General features: G+C 51.7%; 20 protein-coding genes and 1 other RNA gene. 12 read left to right on the forward strand and 9 right to left on the reverse strand.

The window, feature by feature from the left end:
• The first annotated feature begins 33 nt into the window (after nucleotides 1-33).
• Entirely contained in the window at nucleotides 34-897 is an 864-nt protein-coding gene (rsmI, locus tag ACH0WD_RS16160; protein WP_000812295.1) for a 16S rRNA (cytidine(1402)-2'-O)-methyltransferase, read from the forward strand.
• A 157-nt stretch (nucleotides 898-1,054) separates the two neighbouring features.
• Here the strand turns inward: rsmI and ACH0WD_RS16165 are convergent, their stop codons facing one another.
• From ACH0WD_RS16165 to garD, 8 genes are all read right to left on the reverse strand, one after another.
• Complete coding sequence (locus ACH0WD_RS16165) at nucleotides 1,055-1,828, reverse strand: DeoR/GlpR family DNA-binding transcription regulator (protein WP_001083898.1); 774 nt, start codon at nucleotides 1,826-1,828, stop codon at nucleotides 1,055-1,057.
• Nucleotides 1,829-1,938: 110 nt separating this feature from the next.
• Nucleotides 1,939-2,982 carry a galactitol-1-phosphate 5-dehydrogenase gene (gene gatD / locus ACH0WD_RS16170; protein WP_000844173.1) on the reverse strand — a complete coding sequence of 348 codons (1,044 nt, stop codon included), beginning with the start codon at nucleotides 2,980-2,982 and terminating at the stop codon, nucleotides 1,939-1,941.
• Nucleotides 2,983-3,025: 43 nt separating this feature from the next.
• A complete protein-coding gene (locus ACH0WD_RS16175) occupies nucleotides 3,026-4,399 on the reverse strand; it encodes a galactitol-specific PTS transporter subunit IIC (RefSeq protein WP_000490601.1) in 1,374 nt (457 codons plus the stop codon).
• A 3-nt stretch (nucleotides 4,400-4,402) separates the two neighbouring features.
• Entirely contained in the window at nucleotides 4,403-4,687 is a 285-nt protein-coding gene (gene gatB / locus ACH0WD_RS16180) for a PTS galactitol transporter subunit IIB (protein ID WP_000824293.1), read from the reverse strand.
• Nucleotides 4,688-4,717: 30 nt separating this feature from the next.
• Entirely contained in the window at nucleotides 4,718-5,182 is a 465-nt protein-coding gene (gatA, locus tag ACH0WD_RS16185; RefSeq protein WP_000080445.1) for a PTS galactitol transporter subunit IIA, read from the reverse strand.
• Nucleotides 5,183-5,196: 14 nt separating this feature from the next.
• The gene (gene gatZ, locus ACH0WD_RS16190) at nucleotides 5,197-6,468 is read right to left on the reverse strand and encodes a tagatose-bisphosphate aldolase subunit GatZ (protein ID WP_001747713.1); all 1,272 of its coding nucleotides are present in this window, start codon (nucleotides 6,466-6,468) and stop codon (nucleotides 5,197-5,199) included.
• Nucleotides 6,469-6,587: 119 nt separating this feature from the next.
• On the reverse strand, nucleotides 6,588-7,442 hold the full coding sequence (locus ACH0WD_RS16195; protein ID WP_000469979.1) for a tagatose bisphosphate family class II aldolase: 855 nt from the start codon (nucleotides 7,440-7,442) through the stop codon (nucleotides 6,588-6,590).
• 257 nt (nucleotides 7,443-7,699) lie between these two features.
• Complete coding sequence (gene garD / locus ACH0WD_RS16200; RefSeq protein ID WP_001273722.1) at nucleotides 7,700-9,271, reverse strand: galactarate dehydratase; 1,572 nt, start codon at nucleotides 9,269-9,271, stop codon at nucleotides 7,700-7,702.
• Nucleotides 9,272-9,788: 517 nt separating this feature from the next.
• Between garD and garL the strand changes: the two genes are divergently transcribed.
• The 4 genes from garL (at nucleotide 9,789) to rnpB (ending at nucleotide 13,125) form a co-directional block, all read left to right on the forward strand.
• Nucleotides 9,789-10,559: a 2-dehydro-3-deoxyglucarate aldolase gene (gene garL / locus ACH0WD_RS16205; RefSeq protein ID WP_001057715.1), complete on the forward strand. Its 771-nt coding sequence runs from the start codon at nucleotides 9,789-9,791 to the stop codon at nucleotides 10,557-10,559.
• 25 nt (nucleotides 10,560-10,584) lie between these two features.
• Nucleotides 10,585-11,475: a 2-hydroxy-3-oxopropionate reductase gene (gene garR / locus ACH0WD_RS16210; protein ID WP_000178106.1), complete on the forward strand. Its 891-nt coding sequence runs from the start codon at nucleotides 10,585-10,587 to the stop codon at nucleotides 11,473-11,475.
• A gap of 97 nt (nucleotides 11,476-11,572) precedes the next feature.
• Nucleotides 11,573-12,718: a glycerate 2-kinase gene (garK, locus tag ACH0WD_RS16215; protein ID WP_000706466.1), complete on the forward strand. Its 1,146-nt coding sequence runs from the start codon at nucleotides 11,573-11,575 to the stop codon at nucleotides 12,716-12,718.
• Nucleotides 12,719-12,750: 32 nt separating this feature from the next.
• Nucleotides 12,751-13,125, forward strand: an RNA gene (rnpB, locus tag ACH0WD_RS16220) — RNase P RNA component class A.
• Nucleotides 13,126-13,227: 102 nt separating this feature from the next.
• Here the strand turns inward: rnpB and ACH0WD_RS16225 are convergent.
• On the reverse strand, nucleotides 13,228-13,455 hold the full coding sequence (locus ACH0WD_RS16225; protein ID WP_001747714.1) for a hypothetical protein: 228 nt from the start codon (nucleotides 13,453-13,455) through the stop codon (nucleotides 13,228-13,230).
• Between the two features lie 713 nt (nucleotides 13,456-14,168).
• Between ACH0WD_RS16225 and tdcA the strand changes: the two genes are divergently transcribed.
• The 7 genes from tdcA to ACH0WD_RS16260 all read left to right on the forward strand — a co-directional run bounded on the left by tdcA (nucleotide 14,169) and on the right by ACH0WD_RS16260 (nucleotide 24,230).
• Nucleotides 14,169-15,107: a transcriptional regulator TdcA gene (gene tdcA / locus ACH0WD_RS16230; protein WP_001094907.1), complete on the forward strand. Its 939-nt coding sequence runs from the start codon at nucleotides 14,169-14,171 to the stop codon at nucleotides 15,105-15,107.
• 97 nt (nucleotides 15,108-15,204) lie between these two features.
• Nucleotides 15,205-16,194, forward strand: a complete 990-nt coding sequence (gene tdcB / locus ACH0WD_RS16235) for a bifunctional threonine ammonia-lyase/L-serine ammonia-lyase TdcB (protein ID WP_000548365.1) — start codon at nucleotides 15,205-15,207, stop codon at nucleotides 16,192-16,194.
• A gap of 20 nt (nucleotides 16,195-16,214) precedes the next feature.
• Complete coding sequence (gene tdcC, locus ACH0WD_RS16240; protein ID WP_000108129.1) at nucleotides 16,215-17,546, forward strand: threonine/serine transporter TdcC; 1,332 nt, start codon at nucleotides 16,215-16,217, stop codon at nucleotides 17,544-17,546.
• A gap of 66 nt (nucleotides 17,547-17,612) precedes the next feature.
• On the forward strand, nucleotides 17,613-18,821 hold the full coding sequence (tdcD, locus tag ACH0WD_RS16245) for a propionate kinase (RefSeq protein WP_001001854.1): 1,209 nt from the start codon (nucleotides 17,613-17,615) through the stop codon (nucleotides 18,819-18,821).
• Between the two features lie 33 nt (nucleotides 18,822-18,854).
• Nucleotides 18,855-21,149 (forward strand): formate C-acetyltransferase, encoded by a 2,295-nt coding sequence (pflB, locus tag ACH0WD_RS16250; RefSeq protein ID WP_000867317.1) that lies wholly within the window; start codon nucleotides 18,855-18,857, stop codon nucleotides 21,147-21,149.
• Between the two features lie 69 nt (nucleotides 21,150-21,218).
• Nucleotides 21,219-22,583: an L-serine ammonia-lyase gene (gene tdcG, locus ACH0WD_RS16255; protein ID WP_000622082.1), complete on the forward strand. Its 1,365-nt coding sequence runs from the start codon at nucleotides 21,219-21,221 to the stop codon at nucleotides 22,581-22,583.
• Between the two features lie 315 nt (nucleotides 22,584-22,898).
• Nucleotides 22,899-24,230, forward strand: coding sequence for an amino acid permease (locus ACH0WD_RS16260; RefSeq protein WP_000443189.1), 1,332 nt, complete (start codon nucleotides 22,899-22,901; stop codon nucleotides 24,228-24,230).
• Nucleotides 24,231-24,252: the final 22 nt, after the last annotated feature.

Consider the following 24,252-nt stretch of genomic DNA (forward strand, 5'->3'; position numbering starts at 1 on the left):
GCTCAATATTAAATCGGCAATACGGACGACACAATGAAACAAAACGAATCGGCGGATAATTCTCAGGGCCAACTCTTTATTGTACCTACTCCTATCGGTAATCTGGCGGATATCACCCAGCGTGCGTTGGAGGTGTTACAGGCTGTAGATCTGATTGCCGCCGAGGATACTCGTCACACCGGTTTATTGCTGCAACATTTTGGGATTAATGCCCGATTGTTCGCGCTGCACGACCATAACGAACAACAAAAAGCGGAAACGCTGGTCGCGAAGCTAAAAGAAGGGCAGAACATTGCGCTGGTTTCCGACGCCGGTACGCCACTAATTAATGACCCCGGCTATCACCTGGTGCGTACCTGCCGTGAAGCGGGGATTCGCGTGGTGCCGCTACCGGGGCCATGTGCGGCGATTACCGCCCTGAGCGCCGCTGGCCTGCCATCTGACCGTTTCTGCTATGAAGGCTTTTTACCGGCGAAATCCAAAGGCCGCCGTGATGCGCTAAAAGCCATTGAAACGGAACCGCGAACGCTGATTTTTTATGAGTCAACCCACCGCCTGTTAGATAGCCTGGAAGATATCGTCGCGGTATTGGGAGAATCCCGTTATGTGGTGCTGGCGCGGGAGCTGACCAAAACCTGGGAAACCATTCACGGCGCGCCCGTTGGCGAGCTGCTGGCGTGGGTCAAAGAAGATGAAAACCGTCGCAAAGGCGAAATGGTGCTGATTGTCGAAGGCCATAAAGCGCAAGAAGACGACCTGCCCGCCGACGCGCTGCGCACGCTGGCGCTGCTACAGGCAGAACTGCCGCTGAAAAAAGCGGCGGCGCTGGCAGCAGAAATTCACGGCGTGAAGAAAAATGCGCTGTATAAGTATGCGCTGGAGCAGCAGGAAGAATAAAAGCGAGCGCCCGGGAACCGCCTTTTATCGCCATCGCGTTAATACTCAATCAGGTGATTGATGTGGGTAAAGTGATGGGGGCATTGGGCGGTAATAGCGGACCGGACCTTTCCTTCGGGCTTACTCTCGCGATCAGCAACGCATAACCGACTCCTTTTTAGACGATCATTAGTTCCACGCCTGTTTTCGCTAATGCCGCTTTATCCTGTTTGCTGATACTGTCATCGGTTATCACACAGTCGATCTTGTCCATCGGCAATACCTGGTTAAAGCCGCGACGGTTAAATTTGGTCGCGTCCAGTACCGCGATAACTTTGTGTGCCGCCGCCGCCATGACGCCGCTAATGGAATAACCTTCGTTAAACGTGGTAATACCGTTTGTCGCATCAATGCCATCCGCCCCGACAAACATGACATCGGCGCTGATGCCGTGTAGCGATCGTTCCGCAATCGTGCCGTGCATTGAGTGGGTTTTATGCCGTACCGTACCGCCGCAGACCACCAGCGTGAGATCTTTATTTTCTGATAGCGTAAAAGCGGCAGGCAAGCTGTTAGTGATCACCGTAATATTGCTTTTTCGCGCGAGCGCTTCCGCAATCAGTAATGTTGTGCTCCCGCTATCCAGAATGATGGTCATTCCTTCTTCAACCATTGCCGCAGCCGCCTGGGCAATCCGCTTTTTCGGATCGCTGGCGAGTTGATACCGATCTTCCAGAATGACTTCCTGATTGTCGCCTTCCGCCAGATGACTTCCCGGTTTTGCCGCGCCGCCATGAAAACGGGTGACAAGGCCTTTCTCTTCCAGCAGACGCAGGTCAGCACGGATAGTCACTTCAGAAATACCAAAGGTATTTGAAAGGTCCATCACCAGCACGCTGCCTTGCGTATTAATCAGGTCGACAATTTTATTTCTTCGCTCAAATGAGTTCATATTGATTTGCCTGATAATTAACTGTAACTAGTTTAAACGAAGGATTGCGAAAGGTGAACGCTAAATTTCGAAAGGAAATGTGAGCCAGCGCAGGTTGCTGGCTCGTACCATCAGGAAAGTTGAAGTAAAATTTTGCCCTGCATGGGCGCGCCATTAAGCGCTTTGACTGCTTCTGCAAAGCTTTCCGCATCGCCGCGATGGGCAATGAGAGGGGCCAGTTGAAGACGTTTTTCAGCCAACAGGCGCGCTGCGGTTTCCCATTCCTCTCCTGGCCATGGCGCGGAGTAGTTCATCCAACTGCCGAGGAGTGTGAGCTCTTTACGCAAAATTAACCCGAATGTACGCGTTGTCAGGGTGAGATCGTGATGTAACGTCCCCACCAGCGCCAGTTGCGCGCGCGGCCCGGCGATATCGATAGCCAGCGAGACGGTCTGGGGAGTTCCTGCCGTTTCGAGAACCAGTTGATCAAACTGAATGTCGGACAACGCGGTCTGGATGTCGTCGGCGGTCATTTCCCGGCTATTACAGGTATGCGTTGCGCCGAGCGCTTTCGCAAGTTCCAGTTTCTGCGGATTGATATCAATCGCCGTTACGCTTCGCGCGCCCAGTTCCCGCGCGCACTGTAAGGCCAGCAGGCCAATTGTCCCGGCCCCGACGATAATTACGTTTTTCCCCTCGCAGCCCTGCGCCAGATGAAAGGCGTGTAAGCCCACGGTAATCGGTTCGATAAACGCGCCATCTTCAATTGGCATATCAGACGGCAAGCGGAAAAGATTGGCCCGTTTGACCACCACATATTCCGCATTACCGCCTTCGCTGCGCGATCCTACAAACTGATACTGTTTGCATAAAGAAAAGTAACCGCGTTCGCATTGTGGACAGTGAAAGCAGGGAAGAAGCGGGACACAAGCGACGGCATCGCCGGGCTGCATATCCGTTACGCCTGTGCCGTAGGATTCAACGTAGCCGCTGAATTCATGACCTAACGTAATAGGATAATAATGGGCGCCCTGCGCGAAAATACGCGGGATATCCGACCCGCAAAGCCCTGAGCTAACGACCTTGACCAACACATCGTCCTCGGCTTGCAGTTGTGGTAAGGGGCGTTCTTCAACGCGCACGTCTCCCTCAGCGTGAATAACCACTGATTTCATAACATTCTCCAGGAAGGTGAGGGGAGCGATTGCTCCCCTAAAATTAAGAGGCGATTTGACTTTGCTGTAGCGCCGTGGCTTTCTCAGCCGCGACAAACTGTCGGGCGCGACGCCAGGTCAGCAGTACGCCAGCCAGATAGATAATGGCAATGACGGCGAAGCCGACGATATTCTGCCAGGTAAAAAGTTGAATCAGCAGCCAGGTGATGGGGGAACCGCCCTGATCCAGCGAGGCGACTTGTCCGCCAGCTTTTAGCGCTCCGGCATTGGCAGCCAGTTGGGTATGCAGGCCAATCGTCTGGGTGGCTATCCACAGGGTGATGCCCATGATAATGACACCTGAAATCAGCGTGCGGAACAGGTTGCCCTGGTGTACCGCAACCGCCATCGCAATAAAGAAACCGATGGTGGCGAGGTCGCCGAACGGCAGCACCTGGTTCCCCGGTACTAAGACGGCAATCAGGATGGTCAGCGGAATGAATATCAGGCTCGCGGAGACAACAGAGGTATGACCGAGCAGTAGCGCTGGATCAAGGCCTATCAGGAACTCCTGCCCGCCAAATTTAGCCTGTAGACGTTTACGCGCATGTTTCGCGATAGGCGTTAGGCCATCCATAATAGGTTTAATGACGCGTGGCATAAGCAGCATCACCGCTGCGGTTTTGACCGCCAGTTGCAGAACGGCTTTGGCGTCGTAGCCTGCCAGTACACCAATCACCAGCCCCATCACGAAGCCGACAGTCACCGGCTCGCCAAACGGTCCGAAGCGTTTCTGGACATCGTCTGCGCTAAAGTGAATACGATTGAGACCCGGAATTTTCTCGATAATGGTATCAACGAGTACCGCCACGGGGCCCAGGTACGCGGATGAACCGTGTGGGATTGCAATCCCCTCGAGGCCAAAATAGTCGCGGGTATCTTTGGCAAACCAGTCCCCCAGTTTGTAGACAAAGGCGGCATGAACCACAACGCCCAGAATCCCCAGCCAGTATGAACCGGTCGCCAGATGCAGCATGGCGCCCGTGAAGGTCATGTGCCAGATATTCCAGATATCAACATTCACCACGCGGGTCATGCGGGTCACCAGCATCAGGACGTTAACCCCGATGGCGACAGGGATCGCGACCAGCGCGATTTGTGACGCCCAGGTCATGGGCGATGAACCTGGCCAGCCGACGTCAATAACGTGGAGATTGATTTGGAAATGTTCCGCCATGGCTTTCGCCGCGGGGCCGATAGAATCCAGCATCAGGCCGATGACCAGACCAATACCCACGAAGCCGATACCAATATGCAAACCCGATTTAAAACAATCCCCAAGCTTCATTCCCAGCAGTTTAGAGAACACGATGATCACCAGAGGCAACATCACCGTTGGGCCTAAGTCGAGGATATAACGCATTATTTCGCTAAACATACGTTACCCCATGAGAATGGACAGAATTTTTTGCTGTAATGCTTCAATACCCACGCCGGAAACAAAAGGCATACCGTGAACGACGGGAATATCACCAAAGGCGCGATCGACCCTGGCAGTGGTACAGATAAGATCGGCGCCGTCCATATAGGTTTCGATTTCGGTGACCCGGCATTGCACTAAGTCGAGCTCAATATGGTTGGCATCACATAGCTCTTTAATTTCTTCCGCAGCCATCGTTGAGGTTGCAACCGCACCGCCACAGGCCACAATTACTTTACGTTTCATAGGGTATTCCTCATTATTATCAATTTATTATCAAACCTGGACGCACTGCTCAGGCTCAAGGATGGTTTCCTGAAAGCGTATCGCCAGTTCGGCATCCGGCGCGCTTAACAGGGCATCGAGGGTGCTTGGGTTCTGTAGCTCACTAAACAGGCGGCGCAGAAGTTTTAGCTGTGCCGCCGGGTTTTCAACGATTAAGGCGATGATTAACGAAACAGCAATCTCTTCGTCATCATCCGCCTGTTGAAACATGACCGGCTTATCTGGACGAATCAGATAGATAGCGGGTGATTTCGCATGAACCGCCTCGCAATGAGGGATAGCGACGGCGTGACGCTCCAGCGCAATGCCGGTAGGAAAAGACGCTTCACGTTCCACCAGCGCCTGCGGATAACTATCATGTACCACGCCTTTCGCCAGCATCTCTTTGCCAATGTGCGCCAGCGCCTGTTGGCTCGAGTCGAATGTGATTCCGGTTCGGACAAATAGTTGGCTCATAAATTCTCCATTATTCAGGCGACATCCGGCGTGCAACCGAAGCGATAAGCGCGCAGAACATCCTGAATTTTGTCAATAATCAGGTTATGCGGCGTGGGGGTGAGCACGCCCTCAGACAGGCGTTCAAACTGTACGGGCATAAACTGGCTAATTAATCCCAGCGGCAATGTGACGTTGTTCAGATTGGCGATTAACTTTTCTACGCTTTGACGAATACGCGGGTGCGGCCAGTAATAGCGAATACGGTCAGACAAACTAAAGTGGATATCGACCATCGCCTGGCTCCAGGTTGGACGGTAGTATTTTTTCCAGTAGCCCGGTTCGTTTAGCATAACTTCATCAATGACCTCCAGTACCCGACTACGTTGTTCCGGGGAGATCAGCTCGTTTTCCATTTGCGCAAGTGCGAAAATGGCTTCGCGCAGCGCGAAAGTGAGCGCCGGGCCGACCTTCAGAATGGCGTAATGATCGCGAACGAGGGCGCGGTAGGCCTGGCGAGTTTGGTAATCGGTGGAGTGCGCTTCATAGACCATCGGCGTTTCTTTTATCCATGCGGAGAGCGCCTGTGCCGCCTGCGGCTGATAATGAATAATCTGGGTATGATCAAATTCAACGCCCGGCTGCACCACAATGGCGATCACGCGTGACAGTGCTTCTTCCAGACCTGATTCACGAAACGCGATTTGGTGAGTTTCCAGCGTACGGGCAGCATCGACTTCGCGGGTGACATGAACGCTGCCGATGGTACTGGCTTCACCGCCAGGAACGGGCACTTCCGTGCCGATGACATAAGTCAGATGGCATTTTTGTTCTTCGTTTGCGGTCTCTTCTGCTGCTTTACAAAGCACGGCGGCACGGCGTGCAACGACCATCGGATCCAACGGTGTCGGGTCGTCAGCGCAGGACATCGACGCGTCCAGGTGAATTTTGCTAAAACCAGCGACGACATACGCTTTTATTAACTCAACTGACTTTTCCATTGCCGCCGCTGCCGGTTCGTTCTGCCAGCAGTTAGGCCCTAAATGATCGCCGCCAAGAATCAACCGCTCACGTGGAAATCCCACTTCCTGAGCAATGCCATAAACAAAATCACGAAAATCAGCCGGTTTCATTCCGGTATAACCGCCAAACTGATTCACCTGGTTAGAGGTCGCTTCGATCAGAACTTTGTTCCCGCTATTCAGATCAAAACGTAATGCGGATTCAATCACCAGCGGGTGTGCTGAACATACGGAACAGATCCCTATCTGTTCCCCTGCTTTGTGACGAGAAATTATTTCTTTCACTTCTGGCTCCGATATCTTTTGTTTATCTTCATAATATTTTTGGTTTGAAGGCAAAGGATAATAATGGCTTTCGTGATCCAGCTATGAAAACGCCCTTTGCCGTGCTAAATCCGGGGGCTTTAGAGCTTCCCTTCACAACCGCAGTCGGCAATCACTTTACGTACAACCTCTTTCATGGCCGCTTTCGCCGGGATCATGTAATGGCGGGGATCGCTGGCCTCTGCGTGTTGCGTTAAATAGTTTTTAAGCGCGCCGGAAAAGGCGATTTTAAGCTCGGTGGCGACGTTAACTTTGCAGATGCCCAGCGAAATAGCGCGGGTAATATCGCGGGTCGGCAGGCCAGAGGCGCCGTGAAGGACTAAGGGGACATCAACCCGCTGACGAATTTCCGTCAGTCGTTCAAAATCAAGTTTTGGTTCAGCGGTGTAGAGGCCGTGAGCGGTGCCGATAGCAATGGCTAACGAGTCGATACCCGTTTTTTCTACAAATTCCCGGGCCTGTTCCGGATGGGTATAAAGCGCATCTTTGCCGTCAACGATAAGATCGTCTTCCTGCCCGCCGAGACGCCCAAGTTCAGCTTCAACGCTGACATCGTAGCGATGACAGTAATCAACCACGCTTTTCACCAGCGCAATATTGTCGGCAAAGGGGAAATGCGACCCGTCGATCATGACCGAGCGTACCCCGGCGGCGACTTTCATTTTGATGTCGGCCAGTTTTTCATGATGATCGAGATGTACCGCGAGAGGATGGTTCCAGCTTTTCGCCAGTTCTGCGGCGATAGCCACGATATTACCGACGCCTGCGTAGCTAAAGGTGCCTGGCGTACCGGCGACAATCAGCGGAGAGCGCAATTCTGCGGCGGTTTCCACCACCACTTGCAATGTCTCCAGGTTGTGGATGTTAAACGCTGGCACAGCATAGCCTTCCTGCTGCGCCTTCTTTAGCATTGTTCTGCCTGAAATGATAAACATCCTTCCTCCGAAATCTTTCGTTTGTTTTCTTTGAAAGAATTTATAGGCTTTCGGAATGTTTTTTTGTGATTTTGATCTGATAAATGAAAGTTTCGAAATAAAATGGAAGTTATCGAAAGTCAGGAGTAAAAAAAGCATGTCGGGCAGACATACTTCAGGCTACAGACTAAGGGCGAAAAAATACCGGGTAGCGCTGGCGCTTACCCGGTCTACAGATTATGCGGTTATACCCTGGTCGGAGAAGGGTACTGACTGGATCAGGTCACTGGCGCCGGGTTAAATATCGCCAGTTGGTTATGTAGGCCCCACTGGTCCGAGAAAGTCTTTTTCCGGCCGCTGGCGACATCGAGAATAAAGTGAAACAGCTTCCAGCCCACATCTTCGATTGTCTCTTCACCCGTGGCGATGGTGCCTGCATTGATATCCATTAAGTCATACCAGCGGTTCGCCAGCTCGGTACGCGTCGCCATTTTAATGACCGGCACCGCCATCAGCCCGTACGGCGTGCCGCGTCCGGTGGTAAAGACCTGTACGGTAATGCCGGAAGCGACCTGCTGCGTGCCGCAGACGAAATCGCTGGCGGGCGTCGCGGCGTAAATCAGGCCGCGTTTGGTGGGGCGTTGGCCCGGCGACAATACTTCGACAATGGCGCTCTTACCCGATTTAGCGATAGAGCCCAACGCTTTTTCCACGACGTTCGCCAGACCGCCTTTTTTGTTGCCAGGGGACGGGTTAGCGCTGCGATCGGTTTTCCCCATATCAAGGTAGTTATCGTACCAGGCCATTTCATCCAGCAGGCGTTTACCCACGGCTTCGTTGATGGCGCGCGGCGTCAGAAGATGAATGGCATCGCGCACTTCGGTGACCTCCGAGAACATGACGGTCGCGCCGCAGCGTACCAGCAGATCGGAAGCATAACCCACCGCCGGGTTTGCCGTGACGCCGGAAAACGCATCGCTGCCGCCACACTGCATCCCGACGACCAGCTCGGAGGCCGGGCAGGTTTCGCGCTGGCGCTGGTTCAGTTTCGTCAGATGGCGTTCGGCGACCCGCAAAATATCGTCGACCATTGATTTAAAGCCGACATGCTGCTCGTCCTGTAAACGCACAATACTGGCGCTTTCAACGGCGATAGCGGGGACATCCTCGGTGCCTTCCAGCAGTCGTTCCGGCTGCAGTTTTTCGCAACCGAGGCCAATCACCATCACTTCGCCGCCAAAATTGGGGTTGAGCGCGATGTTATGAATTGTGCGAATCGGCACGACCGCCGCCGGCGCGTTGATTGCCACGCCGCAGCCGTACAGATGGTTTAGCCCTACAACGCCATCGACATTCGGGTATTTGGGCAGGAGATCGCGCTCAATCACTTTCACCACATAATCGACCACGCCCGCCACACAGTGCACGCTGGTGGTAATGCCAAGCAGATTTTTGGTGCCGACGCTGCCATCGGCGTTACGATAGCCCTCAAACGTGTAGCCTTCCAGCGGCGGCAGCGGTTCCGGTACTTTGGTCGCCAGCGGTAGCGTATTCAGCGGCGGCGCTTTTGGCAGTTCAACCAGCGACTCGTCGATCCAGCTTCCGCGCGGGATGTCGCGTACCGCATAACCGATGACTTCGCCATAACGGATGATTTCGCCGTGAGCGGGGATATCCGTCAGAGCAACTTTATGGCCTTGCGGAATATGTTCAGTCAGTTCCAGGCCATCCGGAAAACGTGTTCCGGCTTTAAGACCGTGGTCATTAACAATAATTGCGACATTATCGGTTTCATGTACTTTTATATAAAACGCCGATGGCGATTCCTGGCGAATTTCGATATTGGCCATTGTTCAACATTCTCCAGCCTGGATGATAGAAATAGGATTATCTATTTTGGTTATGGTTAAATCGTTAAATCTCAATATAAGAAATAAAGTTCATGCATAATGAAATAAGAATGACAGGAGTATAAATATAAGAATGTGATCCAGATCACCGCAAATTATGAAATTTTTTATGCAGGCCGGGTAAAGCGTAAATGTGTGCATTAGCGCCCAGTATCATGGGCGTATGCTCAAAAATAAGCGTTAAATAATCCCTTTTTAATGAGCGTTTGCACAATGATTATCCGCCATAGGCTGTTTATACTGAATGGCGAATTCAGTGTATCTGACGAGTTATTTGAAAATACCATGATAATAATAAAAGACGATAAAGATATCAGAACGGTATATTGTGCTACAGGATGTGTACCACATTAGAAATAGAATGCGGAGACCCATTCTGATTTCAGATAAGCATTTTATTGTCGTTGCTATAAGTTATGGTGGCGGCATCACATGTAGAGAATTAAAGGTATAAGCGATGAATAACGCTATTTTCCCGAATAAGTTTAAAGCGGCGCTAGCGGCGCAACAGGTGCAGATTGGCTGCTGGTCTGCACTGGCAAGCCCAATCACCACCGAAGTTCTCGGTCTGGCGGGATTTGACTGGCTGGTGCTGGATGGCGAACATGCGCCGAACGATGTGACCACCTTAATTCCGCAGTTAATGGCATTGAAAGGCAGCGCCAGCGCGCCTGTAGTACGTGTGCCAACCAATGAACCGGTCATTATCAAACGGATGCTGGATATTGGGTTTTATAACTTCCTGATCCCCTTTGTTGAAACGCAAGAGGAAGCGGCTCGCGCCGTCGCCTCGACGCGTTACCCGCCGGAAGGCATTCGCGGCGTCTCCGTTTCTCACCGCGCGAATATGTTCGGTACGGTGCCTGATTACTTTGCGCAGTCGAACAAAAACATCACCATTATTGTTCAAATCGAAAGCCAGTTGGGTGTCGACAATGTTGATGCCATCGCCGCAACGGAAGGCGTTGATGGCATTTTTGTCGGCCCAAGCGATCTGGCCGCCGCGCTGGGTCATCTCGGCAATGCTTCTCACCCTGACGTGCAGCAGACGATTCAACATATTTTCGCCCGCGCTAAAGCGCACGGTAAACCGTGCGGCATTCTGGCGCCGGTAGAGGCGGATGCCCGCCGTTATCTGGAATGGGGCGCGACCTTTGTCGCCGTTGGCAGCGATTTAGGCGCATTCCGCGCCAGCACGCAGAAGCTTGCCGACACCTTTAAAAAATAATCCTGGTATGGAAAGAGAGAACGCTATGACGATGAAAGTTGGCTTTATTGGCTTAGGCATCATGGGTAAGCCCATGAGCAAAAACTTACTGAAAGCAGGGTATTCGCTGGTGGTGTCCGATCGTAATCCTGAAGCGATTGCCGACGTCATTGCCGCAGGCGCGGAAACGGCCTCTACGGCGAAGGCGATCGCTGAACAGTGTGACGTCATCATCACGATGCTGCCTAACTCTCCGCATGTGAAAGAGGTTGCGCTGGGCGAGAACGGTATCATCGAAGGCGCGAAGCCGGGAACCGTATTGATTGATATGAGTTCTATCGCGCCGCTGGCAAGCCGTGAAATCAGCGATGCGCTGAAGGCGAAGGGCGTTGAGATGTTGGATGCGCCGGTCAGCGGCGGCGAGCCGAAGGCGATTGATGGCACGCTGTCGGTGATGGTGGGGGGCGATAAAGCCATTTTCGACAAGTACTACGACCTGATGAAAGCGATGGCGGGTTCCGTGGTGCATACCGGCGATATCGGCGCAGGCAACGTCACAAAACTGGCTAACCAGGTGATCGTGGCGTTGAATATCGCCGCCATGTCTGAAGCGCTGACGCTGGCGACTAAAGCGGGCGTCAACCCGGATCTGGTCTATCAGGCGATTCGCGGCGGTCTGGCTGGCAGCACGGTACTGGATGCGAAAGCGCCGATGGTCATGGACCGAAACTTTAAACCAGGTTTCCGTATCGATCTGCACATTAAAGATCTGGCGAATGCGCTGGATACCTCCCACGGCGTTGGCGCGCAGCTCCCGCTGACCGCCGCCGTTATGGAAATGATGCAGGCGTTACGCGCGGATGGACACGGTAATGACGACCATAGCGCGCTGGCGTGCTACTACGAAAAACTGGCGAAAGTGGAAGTCACTCGCTAACGACGTTGTGCCCGGATGGCGTGTAGCGATCCGGGCCTGAATTTCAGGCTGGATAAGTGAAACGCCATCCGGCGTTGTGCAGTAACAGGCTACCACTATGAAAATCGTAATTGCCCCCGACTCCTACAAAGAAAGCCTTTCTGCCGCCGAGGTAGCGCAGGCGATAGAAAAAGGATTTCGGGAAATTTTCCCCGATGCGCAATATGTCTCTGTTCCGGTTGCCGATGGCGGCGAAGGAACGGTCGAAGCTATGATTGCCGCGACGCAGGGCGTTGAACGCACCGCATGGGTGACCGGGCCGTTGGGTGAAAAAGTGAAAGCCTGCTGGGGAATGTCCGGGGATGGTAAAACCGCGTTTATTGAAATGGCGGCGGCCAGCGGACTGGCGCTGGTTCCACCAGAAAAACGCAACCCTTTGATTACTACCTCGCGGGGAACGGGGGAGCTGATATTGCAGGCGCTGGAAAGCGGCGCAAGCAATATCATTATCGGCATTGGCGGCAGCGCGACAAATGACGGCGGCGCGGGGATGATGCAGGCGCTAGGCGCAAAACTGCGCGATGCAAACGGCGCGGATATCGGTTACGGTGGCGGAAGCCTTCATTGTCTAAGCGACATTGATATTTCAGAGCTCGATCCCCGTTTAAAACTCTGCGCGATTCGTGTCGCTTGCGATGTCTCTAATCCTCTGATCGGCGACAACGGCGCATCACGAATTTTTGGGCCGCAGAAAGGCGCGACCGAAGAGAACATTGTTGAGCTGGACAGAAATCTTGCTCACTATGCCGACGTCATAAAAAAATCGCTGAATGTCGACGTAAAGGCGGCGCCCGGCGCAGGCGCGGCAGGCGGTATGGGGGCGGCGTTAATGGCTTTTCTCGGTGCGGAATTACGCAGCGGGATCGAAATTGTCACGGCGGCACTGAACCTGGAGGAGCATATCCACGACTGTACGCTGGTGGTGACGGGAGAAGGGCGGATTGATAGCCAAAGTATTCGCGGTAAAGTGCCGATTGGCGTCGCGAATGTGGCGAAAAAATATCATAAGCCAGTGATTGGCATTGCCGGCAGCCTGACGCACGATGTAGGGATAGTGCATCATTATGGCATCGACGCTGTCTTTAGCGTACTCACGCGCATCGTGACGCTGGAGGAGGCTTTTCGGGGCGCTTTTGACAATATTTATCGGGCATCCAGAAATGTTGCTGCCGCTCTGGCGATAGGAATGCGCAGCGCAGGGTGACAAAGTCGCGCGAACCCTCTATACTGCGCGCCGAAGCTGACCAGACAGTCGCCGCTTCGTCGTCGTCCTTTCGGGGAGACGGGCGGAGGGGAGGAAAGTCCGGGCTCCATAGGGCAGGGTGCCAGGTAACGCCTGGGGGGGAAACCCACGACCAGTGCAACAGAGAGCAAACCGCCGATGGCCCACGCAAGTGGGATCAGGTAAGGGTGAAAGGGTGCGGTAAGAGCGCACCGCGCGGCTGGTAACAGTCCGTGGCACGGTAAACTCCACCCGGAGCAAGGCCAAATAGGGGTTCATAAGGTACGGCCCGTACTGAACCCGGGTAGGCTGCTTGAGCCAGTGAGCGATTGCTGGCCTAGATGAATGACTGTCCACGACAGAACCCGGCTTATCGGTCAGTTTCACTTCTTCATAAAACCCGCTTCGGCGGGTTTTTGCTTTTACAGGGCGGCAGGATGAGTGACTGTCCACGACGCTATACCCAAAAGAAAGCGGCTTATCGGTCAGTTTCACTTCTTCATAAAACCCGTCAGTGTAAGCTGGCGGGTTTTTGCTTTTACAGGGCGGCAGGATGGATGACTGTCCACGACGCTATACCCAAAAGAAAGCGGCTTATCGGTCAGTTTCACCTCTTCATAAAACCCGCTTCGGCGGGTTTTTGCTTTTACAGGGCGGCAGGATGAATGACTGTCCACGACGCTATACCCAAAAGAAAGCGGCTTATCGGTCAGTTTCACCTCTTCATAAAATCCGCTTCGGCGGGTTTTTGCTTATCAGGCCGGTGAAGGGTATAGAGGTTGCAGAAGACGCCAGCGTCACTATCCGGCAATTAATTGACAGCCGTGGTGACATAATATTATTCGTTTTTGTGATGAGAAACACAAAACGCTATGGATTGCGCTCTTTTTAGTTGAAGTGAAAAGAAATCGATTTCTTTCACAAAATTACATCCTGAAAAACAGCAAGAAAGCGGTGTAAATTATTTGTTGTAAATGAAAATTAAATGTATGAAATATTTTGGTTAAAATTTTATTAAATGTTTCTTTACAAACAAATAAGGTAAAAAAATGTGACGCGTAACGGTTTTTAAGCGCATTTACCTTCGGTTTATACTTAAATTTGAGAAATTACGTTTTAAATTTAACGCTGGAATTGTCGATAAAATGCCCCGTAATTGATTGAAATATCGTCTTCATGGGATGTCGAAAATAGGAGGTAAAATAGACTGGTTATCGCCATAATATATCGTTATCCCGACCCTATTTTTTGATTGAAATCAGACTAAGTTGCTGTTTTATTTTTGTAACTCATTGAAGTAATAGGCTTTCTTTATTTAATAAAGACCATGTAAAAATTGCGGTAAGTTAATTTGTGAGTGGTCGCACATAACCTTTAAGATTTAATTTGCTACACTTCCTGCCGTTCACAATGTTATTTCAGAGCGGTAGATATGAATACTCTTGTTCTCCCTAAAACACAGCATTTGGTGGTCTTTCAGGAAGTCATTAGAAGTGGTTCTATCGGTTCTGCCGCAAAATCGTTAGGGTTAACCCAGCCCGCCGTCAGTAAAATCATTAGCGATGTTGAGGCCTATTTTGGCGTTGAGCTAATTGTACGTAAAAATACCGGCGTTACGTTGACCGAAGCGGGACAGGTACTGCTTTCCTGGTCTGAATCTATCACCCGCGAAATGAAAAACATGATCAACGAGATGAACAGTATGACGTGCAATACCGTTGTCGACGTCTCGTTTGGTTTTCCTTCGCTGATTGGCTTTACCTTCATGTCCGATATGATTCATAAGTTCAAAGAGGTATTTCCAAAAGCGCAGGTATCCATGTACGAAGCCCAGCTCTCTTCATTTCTGCCGGCCCTGCGCGACGGGCGGCTGGACTTTGCTATCGGTACGCTCAGTAATGAAATGCAACTACAGGATCTGCATGTCGAGCCGCTGTTTGAATCAGAGTTTGTCCTGGTAGCCAGCAAGTCCCGAACATGCACCGGCACCATCACACTGGAATCGTTAAAAGACGAACAGTGGGTGTTGCCGCAAACGAATATGGGCTACTACAGCGAATTACTCACCACTCTACAACGAAATGGCATCAGCATCGAAAACATTGTTAAAACAGATTCCGTTGTCACAATATATAATCTTGTTCTCAATGCTGATTTCTTAACTGTTATTCCCTGCGATATGACCACGCCTTTTGGCTCTAATCAATTTATCACGATACCCATAAAAGACACGTTACCCGTCGCACGTTATGCGGCGGTATGGTCTAAAAATTATCGTATCAAAAAAGCCGCTTCAGTATTAGTAGAATTGGCTAAGCAATATTCATCATATAATGGATGCAGACGCAGGCAGTTAATAGAAATTGAATGATATGGAATAAACATATTTAGCGAAATTGACGTCACCTGTTTCTTTTGAACAGTGGGCAACGGTAACTTATTTTTAATACCCAGGTTAAGAGGTTATAATGCACATTACATACGATCTCCCGGTTGCAATTGAAGATATCCTCGAAGCGAAAAAAAGACTGGCGGGGAAGATATATAAAACGGGAATGCCTCGCTCTAACTATTTTAGTGAACGTTGCAAAGGCGAAATATTTCTCAAGTTTGAAAATATGCAGCGTACGGGTTCATTTAAAATTCGTGGCGCTTTTAACAAACTTAGCTCGTTAACGGAGGCGGAAAAACGTAAAGGCGTCGTGGCCTGTTCCGCAGGTAATCATGCACAGGGCGTTTCTCTTTCTTGCGCAATGCTGGGTATTGACGGCAAAGTCGTGATGCCGAAGGGCGCGCCAAAGTCAAAAGTGGCGGCCACCTGTGATTATTCGGCGGAAGTGGTGCTCCACGGTGACAACTTCAATGACACCATTGCTAAGGTGAGTGAAATTGTCGAAATCGAAGGCCGCATTTTTATTCCGCCTTACGACGATCCAAAAGTTATTGCCGGACAGGGTACTATTGGTCTGGAAATTATGGAAGATCTGTACGATGTCGATAATGTCATCGTGCCTATTGGCGGCGGCGGTTTAATTGCAGGTATTGCCATTGCGATTAAATCGATTAACCCGACTATTAAAGTTATCGGCGTACAGGCCGAAAATGTTCACGGTATGGCGGCGTCTTATTACGCTGGCGAAATAACCACGCACCGAACGACCGGCACCCTGGCGGATGGTTGTGATGTCTCCCGCCCGGGTAATTTAACCTATGAAATTGTTCGTGAATTAGTCGATGACATTGTTCTGGTTAGCGAAGATGAAATTCGTAACAGCATGATCGCTTTAATTCAGCGCAATAAGGTTATTACTGAAGGCGCTGGCGCACTGGCCTGCGCCGCACTATTAAGCGGGAAATTAGATAGCCATATTCAGAACAGAAAAACGGTCAGTATTATTTCTGGCGGCAATATCGATCTTTCTCGTGTATCACAAATTACGGGTTTAGTTGACGCTTAATCTTTTCGTGAGGATAGGATATGAGTACTACTGATAGCATTGTATCCAGCCAGGCAAAACAGTCGTCATGGCGTAAATCGGACACGACGTGGACGCTGGGTTTATTTGGTACCGCCATTGGCGCCGGGGTGCTGTTTTTCCCTATCCGCGCCGGGTTTGGCGGGCTTATCCCCATTCTGCTGATGCTGGTTTTAGCTTACCCCATTGCGTTCTATTGTCACCGGGCGCTGGCGCGTCTGTGTTTATCCGGATCTAATCCGTCCGGCAATATTACGGAAACGGTCGAAGAGCACTTTGGTAAAACGGGCGGGGTAGTTATCACGTTCCTTTACTTCTTTGCGATTTGTCCGCTGCTGTGGATTTATGGCGTCACCATCACTAACACGTTCATGACGTTTTGGGAAAACCAGTTGCAGATGCCAGCGTTGAATCGCGGTTTCGTGGCGCTGTTCTTGCTGCTGCTGATGGCCTTTGTGATCTGGTTTGGTAAAGATCTGATGGTTAAGGTGATGAGTTACCTGGTATGGCCGTTTATCGCCAGTCTGGTGCTAATCTCATTATCGCTGATTCCTTACTGGAACTCGGCGGTTATCGATCAGGTTGATCTCAGTAATATCGCGCTGACCGGGCATGATGGCATACTGGTTACGGTGTGGCTGGGCATCTCTATCATGGTGTTCTCCTTTAACTTTTCGCCCATCGTCTCTTCCTTCGTGGTGTCTAAGCGGGAAGAGTATGAGAAAGAGTTTGGTCGCGAATTTACCGAGCGTAAATGTTCACAGATCATCTCGCGCGCCAGTATGCTGATGGTCGCCGTGGTGATGTTCTTCGCCTTTAGCTGCCTGTTTACGCTCTCTCCGCAGAACATGGCGGATGCGAAAGCGCAGAACATTCCGGTACTTTCCTACCTGGCCAACCATTTCGCCTCTTTGTCGGGGACAAAATCTACTTTTGCAACGGTGCTGGAGTATGGCGCGTCTATCATCGCGCTGGTTGCTATTTTCAAATCTTTCTTCGGTCACTACCTGGGGACGCTGGAAGGGCTGAACGGCCTGGTGCTGAAATTCGGTTATAAAGGCGATAAAACCAAAGTCTCTATGGGCAAGCTTAACACCATCAGCATGATCTTCATTATGGGGTCTACCTGGGTCGTAGCTTACGCAAACCCGAACATTCTGGACCTGATTGAAGCGATGGGCGCGCCGATTATCGCCTCGCTGTTATGCCTGCTGCCGATGTACGCCATTCGTAAAGCGCCGTCGCTGGCGAAGTACCGTGGCCGTCTGGATAACGTGTTCGTCACCCTGATTGGTTTGCTGACCATCCTGAATATTGTCTACAAATTGTTCTAATCCTCACGTTTAGCCTGCGTTCCGCCCCAGGGCGTGGACGCAGGCTGACATCGACGGAGGCACTACATGAATGAATTTCCGGTCGTTCTGGTCATTAATTGCGGATCATCTTCTATCAAATTCTCTGTACTGGATGTCGCTACCTGTGATGTTTTAATGGCGGGAATAGCAGATGGAATGAATACTGAAAACGCCTTTTTATCTATTAATGGCGATAAGCCGATAAACCTCGCGCACTCTAATTATGAGGACGCGTTAAAAGCCATTGCCTTTGAGCTGGAAAAACGTGATTTAACGGATAGCGTGGCATTAATTGGTCACCGTATCGCGCACGGTGGAGAGCTATTTACGCAGTCCGTCATTATTACCGATGAGATTATCGATAATATTCGTCGGGTATCACCTTTAGCGCCGCTGCATAATTACGCTAATTTAAGCGGCATTGACGCGGCGCGGCACCTTTTCCCGGCCGTGCGTCAGGTGGCGGTATTTGATACCAGTTTCCACCAGACGCTGGCACCGGAAGCCTATTTGTACGGATTGCCGTGGGAATATTTTTCCAGCCTGGGTGTGCGTCGCTACGGCTTTCACGGTACGTCGCATCGCTATGTTTCGCGGCGCGCGTATGAACTGCTTGACCTCGATGAAAAAAACTCGGGTCTGATTGTCGCGCATCTGGGCAATGGGGCGTCTATCTGCGCGGTACGCAATGGTCAGAGCGTGGATACCTCAATGGGGATGACGCCGCTTGAGGGGCTGATGATGGGTACTCGCAGCGGCGACGTTGATTTCGGCGCGATGGCGTGGATAGCCAAAGAAACCGGGCAGACGTTGAGCGATCTGGAGCGAGTGGTGAATAAAGAGTCCGGTTTGCTCGGCATCTCCGGGTTGTCATCCGACCTTAGAGTCCTGGAAAAAGCCTGGCACGAAGGACATGAGCGCGCCCGGTTAGCGATAAAAACATTTGTCCACCGTATCGCCCGTCATATTGCCGGACACGCGGCATCGTTACATCGGCTGGATGGCATTATTTTTACCGGCGGTATTGGTGAAAATTCAGTATTAATTCGCCAGTTGGCCATTGAACATTTGGGCGTACTGGGGCTTACGTTAGACGTTGAAATGAATAAGCAGCCGAATTCTCACGGCGAGCGCATTATTTCCGCTAACCCTTCTCAGGTTATTTGCGCTGTTATTCCCACGAATGAAGAGAAAATGATTGCCCTTGATGCCATTCATTTAGGCAACGTGAAAGCACCAGTGGAATTTGCATAACTTAACGGCTGTTCTGTAGAGAGATTATTTTTCATGAAGGTAAATATCGATACCAGCGATATGCTGTATGCCGAAGCATGGCGTGATTTTAAAGGTACGGACTGGAAAGAAGAAATTAATGTCCGTGATTTTATTCAGCATAACTATACGCCCTATGAGGGGGATGAATCTTTTCTCGCCGACGCGACGCCAGCGACCACGGCGTTGTGGGAAAAGGTGATGGCGGGAATACGTATCGAGAACGCGACCCATGCGCCGGTGGATTTCGATACCAACATCGCGACGACGATTACCGCGCACGATGCGGGGTATATTGAAAAAGATCTGGAAAAAATCGTCGGTTTACAAACGGATAAGCCGCTTAAACGCGCTTTGCATCCGTTTGGCGGCGTTAACATGATTAAAAGTTCATTCCACGCTTATGGCCGCGAAATGGACGCCGATTTTGAATATACCTTTACCGACCTGCGGAAAACCCATAATCAGGGCGTATTCGATGTTTACTCGCCGGATATGCTGCGCTGCCGTAAATCCGGCGTATTAACCGGTTTGCCGGATGGTTATGGTCGCGGGCGCATTATTGGCGATTATCGCCGCGTCGCGCTGTATGGCATCCGTTATCTGGTGCGCGAACGCGAGCTGCAATTCGCCGACCTGCAGTCGAATCTGGAGCGGGGACAGAATCTTGAGGCGACGATTCGCCTGCGTGAGGAGTTGGCGGAGCACCGTCGCGCGCTGCTGCAAATGCAAGAGATGGCGGCGAAATACGGCTATGATATCTCCCGCCCGGCGCGGAACGCGCAGGAAGCGGTACAGTGGCTCTACTTCGCTTATCTGGCGGCGGTAAAATCGCAAAATGGCGGTGCAATGTCGCTGGGAAGAACCGCCTCGTTCCTTGATATCTACATTGAGCGCGATTTCAACGCGGGCCTTCTGACAGAGCAGCAGGCGCAGGAACTGATCGACCATTTCATCATGAAGATCCGCATGGTGCGCTTCCTGCGCACGCCGGAATTTGATTCGCTCTTTTCCGGCGATCCGATCTGGGCCACCGAAGTTATTGGCGGGATGGGGCTCGATGGCCGCACGCTGGTGACGAAGAACTCCTTCCGTTATCTGCATACCCTGCACACGATGGGGCCAGCGCCGGAGCCGAACCTGACCATACTGTGGTCTGAAGCGTTGCCGGTGGCATTCAAAAAATATGCTGCGCAGGTCTCCATCGTGACCTCATCTTTGCAGTATGAAAACGACGATTTAATGCGTACCGACTTTAACAGCGACGATTACGCCATCGCTTGTTGCGTCAGCCCGATGGTCATCGGTAAGCAGATGCAGTTCTTCGGAGCGCGCGCCAACCTTGCCAAAACGTTGCTGTACGCTATCAATGGCGGCGTTGATGAGAAACTGAAAATCCAGGTTGGGCCGAAAACCGCGCCGTTAACGGATGAGGTGCTGGATTACGACACGGTAATGGAGAGCCTCGACCATTTTATGGACTGGCTGGCGGTGCAGTACATTAGCGCGCTGAACATCATTCACTACATGCACGATAAGTACAGCTATGAAGCTTCGCTGATGGCGCTGCACGACCGTGATGTGTATCGGACGATGGCGTGCGGCATCGCCGGACTGTCGGTGGCGGCGGATTCCCTGTCCGCCATCAGGTACGCTCAGGTGAAACCGATTCGCGACGAAAATGGCCTTGCCATCGACTTCGCTATTGAAGGCGAGTATCCGCAGTACGGCAACAACGATGAGCGCGTGGACAGCATCGCCTGCGACCTGGTGAAACGCTTTATGCAAAAAATTAGCGTGTTGCCGACGTATCGCAATGCGGTGCCGACGCAGTCCATTTTGACCATCACCTCGAACGTCGTGTACGGGCAGAAGACTGGCAATACGCCGGATGGACGCCGCGCCGGAACGCCGTTCGCGCCGGGGGCGAACCCGATGCACGGTCGTGACCGCAAAGGAGCGGTAGCCTCGCTGACGTCGGTGGCGAAACTGCCGTTTACCTACGCCAAAGACGGTATTTCGTACACCTTCTCGATTGTGCCTGCGGCGCTCGGGAAAGAAGATGCGGTGCGGAAAACCAATCTGGTCGGCCTGCTGGACGGCTATTTCCATCATGAAGCACAGGTAGAAGGCGGGCAGCATCTGAACGTCAATGTCATGAACCGTGAAATGTTGCTGGATGCGATTGAACATCCGGAAAACTACCCGAACCTGACGATCCGCGTTTCCGGCTATGCCGTGCGCTTCAATGCGCTGACGCGTGAACAGCAACAGGACGTTATTTCGCGCACCTTTACTCAGGCGATGTAACGTGAACGGGGCGATCGTGTGGATCGCCCCGCGACGGATCTTCACTGAACGGTAATCTTAGGGGGAGATATGATTAGCGCATTTGATATTTTTAAGATTGGCATTGGACCTTCAAGCTCCCATACCGTAGGGCCAATGAATGCAGGAAAATGTTTTATCGATCGGCTGATCGACAGCGGCGACCTGCCGCGAACGACGCGCATCACGGTTGATCTTTACGGATCGCTATCGCTGACGGGAAAAGGCCACGCGACCGATACCGCCGTCATTATGGGCCTGGCGGGCAATACGCCGCAGGATGTCAATATTGATAGCATTCCGGCGTTTATCCAGGAGGTTGCCCGCAGCAGCCGTTTATCGGTGGCGGGTGGCGCGCATGTGGTGGATTTTCCCGTCGCCGACAGTATTCTCTTTCACGCTGAAACCCTGGCGCGCCATGAAAACGGTATGCGAATTACCGCCTGGCACGGGCAAACGCCGCTTTTACACAAAACGTATTACTCTATTGGCGGCGGCTTTATTGTCGAAGAGGAACGCTTTGGCCAGTCGCACGACGTAGAAAAATCGGTGCCGTATGATTTTCATTCCGCCAGCGAACTGTTGACGCTGTGTGAAAGACAGGGGTTCTCGGTTTCCGGCCTGATGATGCAAAATGAACTGGCGTTGCGGAGCAAAGAGCAGATTGACGCTGGCTTTGCCCGCATCTGGCAGGTGATGGCGACCGGAATTGAACGTGGCATGAATACTGAGGGCGTGCTGCCGGGGCCGCTGAACGTTCCACGCCGCGCGGTAGCGTTACGGCGTCTGCTGGTTTCCAGCGATAATCTCTCCCGCGATCCGATGAACGTCATCGACTGGATTAACATGTTCGCCCTGGCCGTGAGCGAAGAGAACGCGGCGGGTGGGCGAGTGGTCACCGCGCCGACCAACGGCGCGTGCGGCATTATTCCCGCGGTGCTGGCCTATTACGACAAATTCCGTCGTCCGGTCAATGCCAACTCTATCGCCCGTTATCTGCTGTCGGCGGGGGCAATTGGCATGCTGTACAAGATGAACGCCTCGATATCCGGCGCGGAAGTGGGGTGTCAGGGTGAGGTTGGCGTCGCGTGTTCGATGGCGGCGGCGGGGCTGACAGAACTGCTGGGCGGCAGCCCGGCGCAGGTCTGTATTGCGGCGGAAATTGCGATGGAGCATAACCTTGGCCTCACCTGTGACCCGGTGGCGGGTCAGGTACAAATCCCTTGTATTGAACGTAATGCGATTAACGCCGTTAAAGCGGTAAATGCGGCGCGAATGGCGCTACGCCGTACCTCTGAACCGCGGGTTTCGCTCGATAAAGTAATCGAAACCATGTACGAAACGGGTAAAGACATGAACGACAAATATCGCGAGACGTCGCGCGGCGGTCTGGCGATTAAAGTCGTTTGTGGATAGGCCCGACAGGCGCAGAGTGAGCAGGCTATGGGATAACGTAGAAGACAGAAGTTGAGAAAAGGGCGCACCAAAGTGCGCCCTTTTTTGTTGTGATACGCGTCAAATAGAGAAAATAACAACATTAAACCAATAGTAAATAGAAAAGAATTCTTAACCCACAAGAAATGCAGGCGTTTTATTGGTAAGTTTTTCTCTTATCGTGCGCGTATGATTTTCTTATTACAAGAAAGTACCTGCACCTCACGTTCTGCATATCGCCTTGCTGCGGCACGAAAAATAAAAAAAACCTCTACCTACACATTGAGCGAGAATTTTATGGAATCGGCAAGTAATACCAGCGTAATCCTCGACGCATCAGCCCCGGCGCGTCGGGCAGGGATGACAGAAAGCGAATGGCGTGAAGCCATCAAATTTGATAGTACCGACACCGGTTGGGTCATTATGAGTATCGGGATGGCGATTGGCGCAGGGATCGTTTTTCTTCCTGTCCAGGTTGGCCTGATGGGACTTTGGGTCTTTTTACTCTCTTCTATTATTGGCTATCCGGCCATGTACCTGTTCCAGCGGCTGTTTATTAATACGCTGGCGGAATCCCCGGAATGTAAAGACTACCCCAGCGTGATCAGCGGCTATCTGGGCAAAAACTGGGGTATTTTATTAGGCGCGCTGTACTTTGTGATGCTCGTCATCTGGATGTTCGTCTATTCTACGGCGATTACTAACGACAGCGCCTCTTATCTGCATACTTTCGGCGTAACGGAAGGATTGCTTTCCGATAGTCCATTTTATGGTCTGGTGCTGATCTGCATCCTGGTGGCGATTTCCTCACGCGGTGAAAAATTACTGTTCAAAATCTCCACCGGCATGGTGCTGACCAAGCTACTGGTAGTGGCGGCGCTGGGCGTCTCCATGGTGGGTATGTGGCATCTGTATAACATTGGCGCGCTGCCGCCGATGGCCCTGCTGATTAAAAACGCCATTATTACCCTGCCATTTACGCTGACCTCGATTTTGTTTATCCAGACGTTAAGCCCAATGGTGATCTCTTACCGTTCACGCGAAAAATCTATTGAGGTCGCACGTCATAAAGCGCTGCGCGCCATGAATATCGCGTTTGGCGTCCTGTTCGTTACCGTCTTTTTCTATGCGGTTTCCTTTACCCTGGCGATGGGGCATGACGAAGCGGTGAAAGCCTATGAGCAGAATATTTCCGCCCTGGCGATCGCCGCGCAATTTATTAGCGGCGATGGCGCAGGCTGGGTCAAAGTGGTTAGCGTAATTCTGAACATCTTTGCCGTCATGACCGCCTTCTTTGGCGTTTACTTAGGATTCCGCGAAGCGACGCAAGGCATTGTGATGAATATCCTGCGCCGCAAAATGCCCGCCGAGAAGATTAAGGAAAATCTGGTACAGCGCGGCATTATGATTTTCGCTATTTTGCTGGCCTGGAGCGCCATTGTGCTCAACGCGCCGGTACTGAGCTTCACCTCTATTTGTAGCCCTATCTTCGGTATGGTGGGCTGTTTAATTCCGGCATGGTTGGTCTACAAGGTTCCCGCATTGCACAAATATAAAGGCGCTTCGTTGTACCTGATTATTATTACCGGTCTGCTGCTATGCGTTTCTCCGTTCCTGGCATTCTCTTGATATACCTGAGATTAAGGTTGTT

It is taken from the genome of Salmonella sp. 2020_1395, assembly GCF_043848115.1.
Classification (GTDB): Bacteria; Pseudomonadota; Gammaproteobacteria; order Enterobacterales; family Enterobacteriaceae; genus Salmonella; species Salmonella enterica.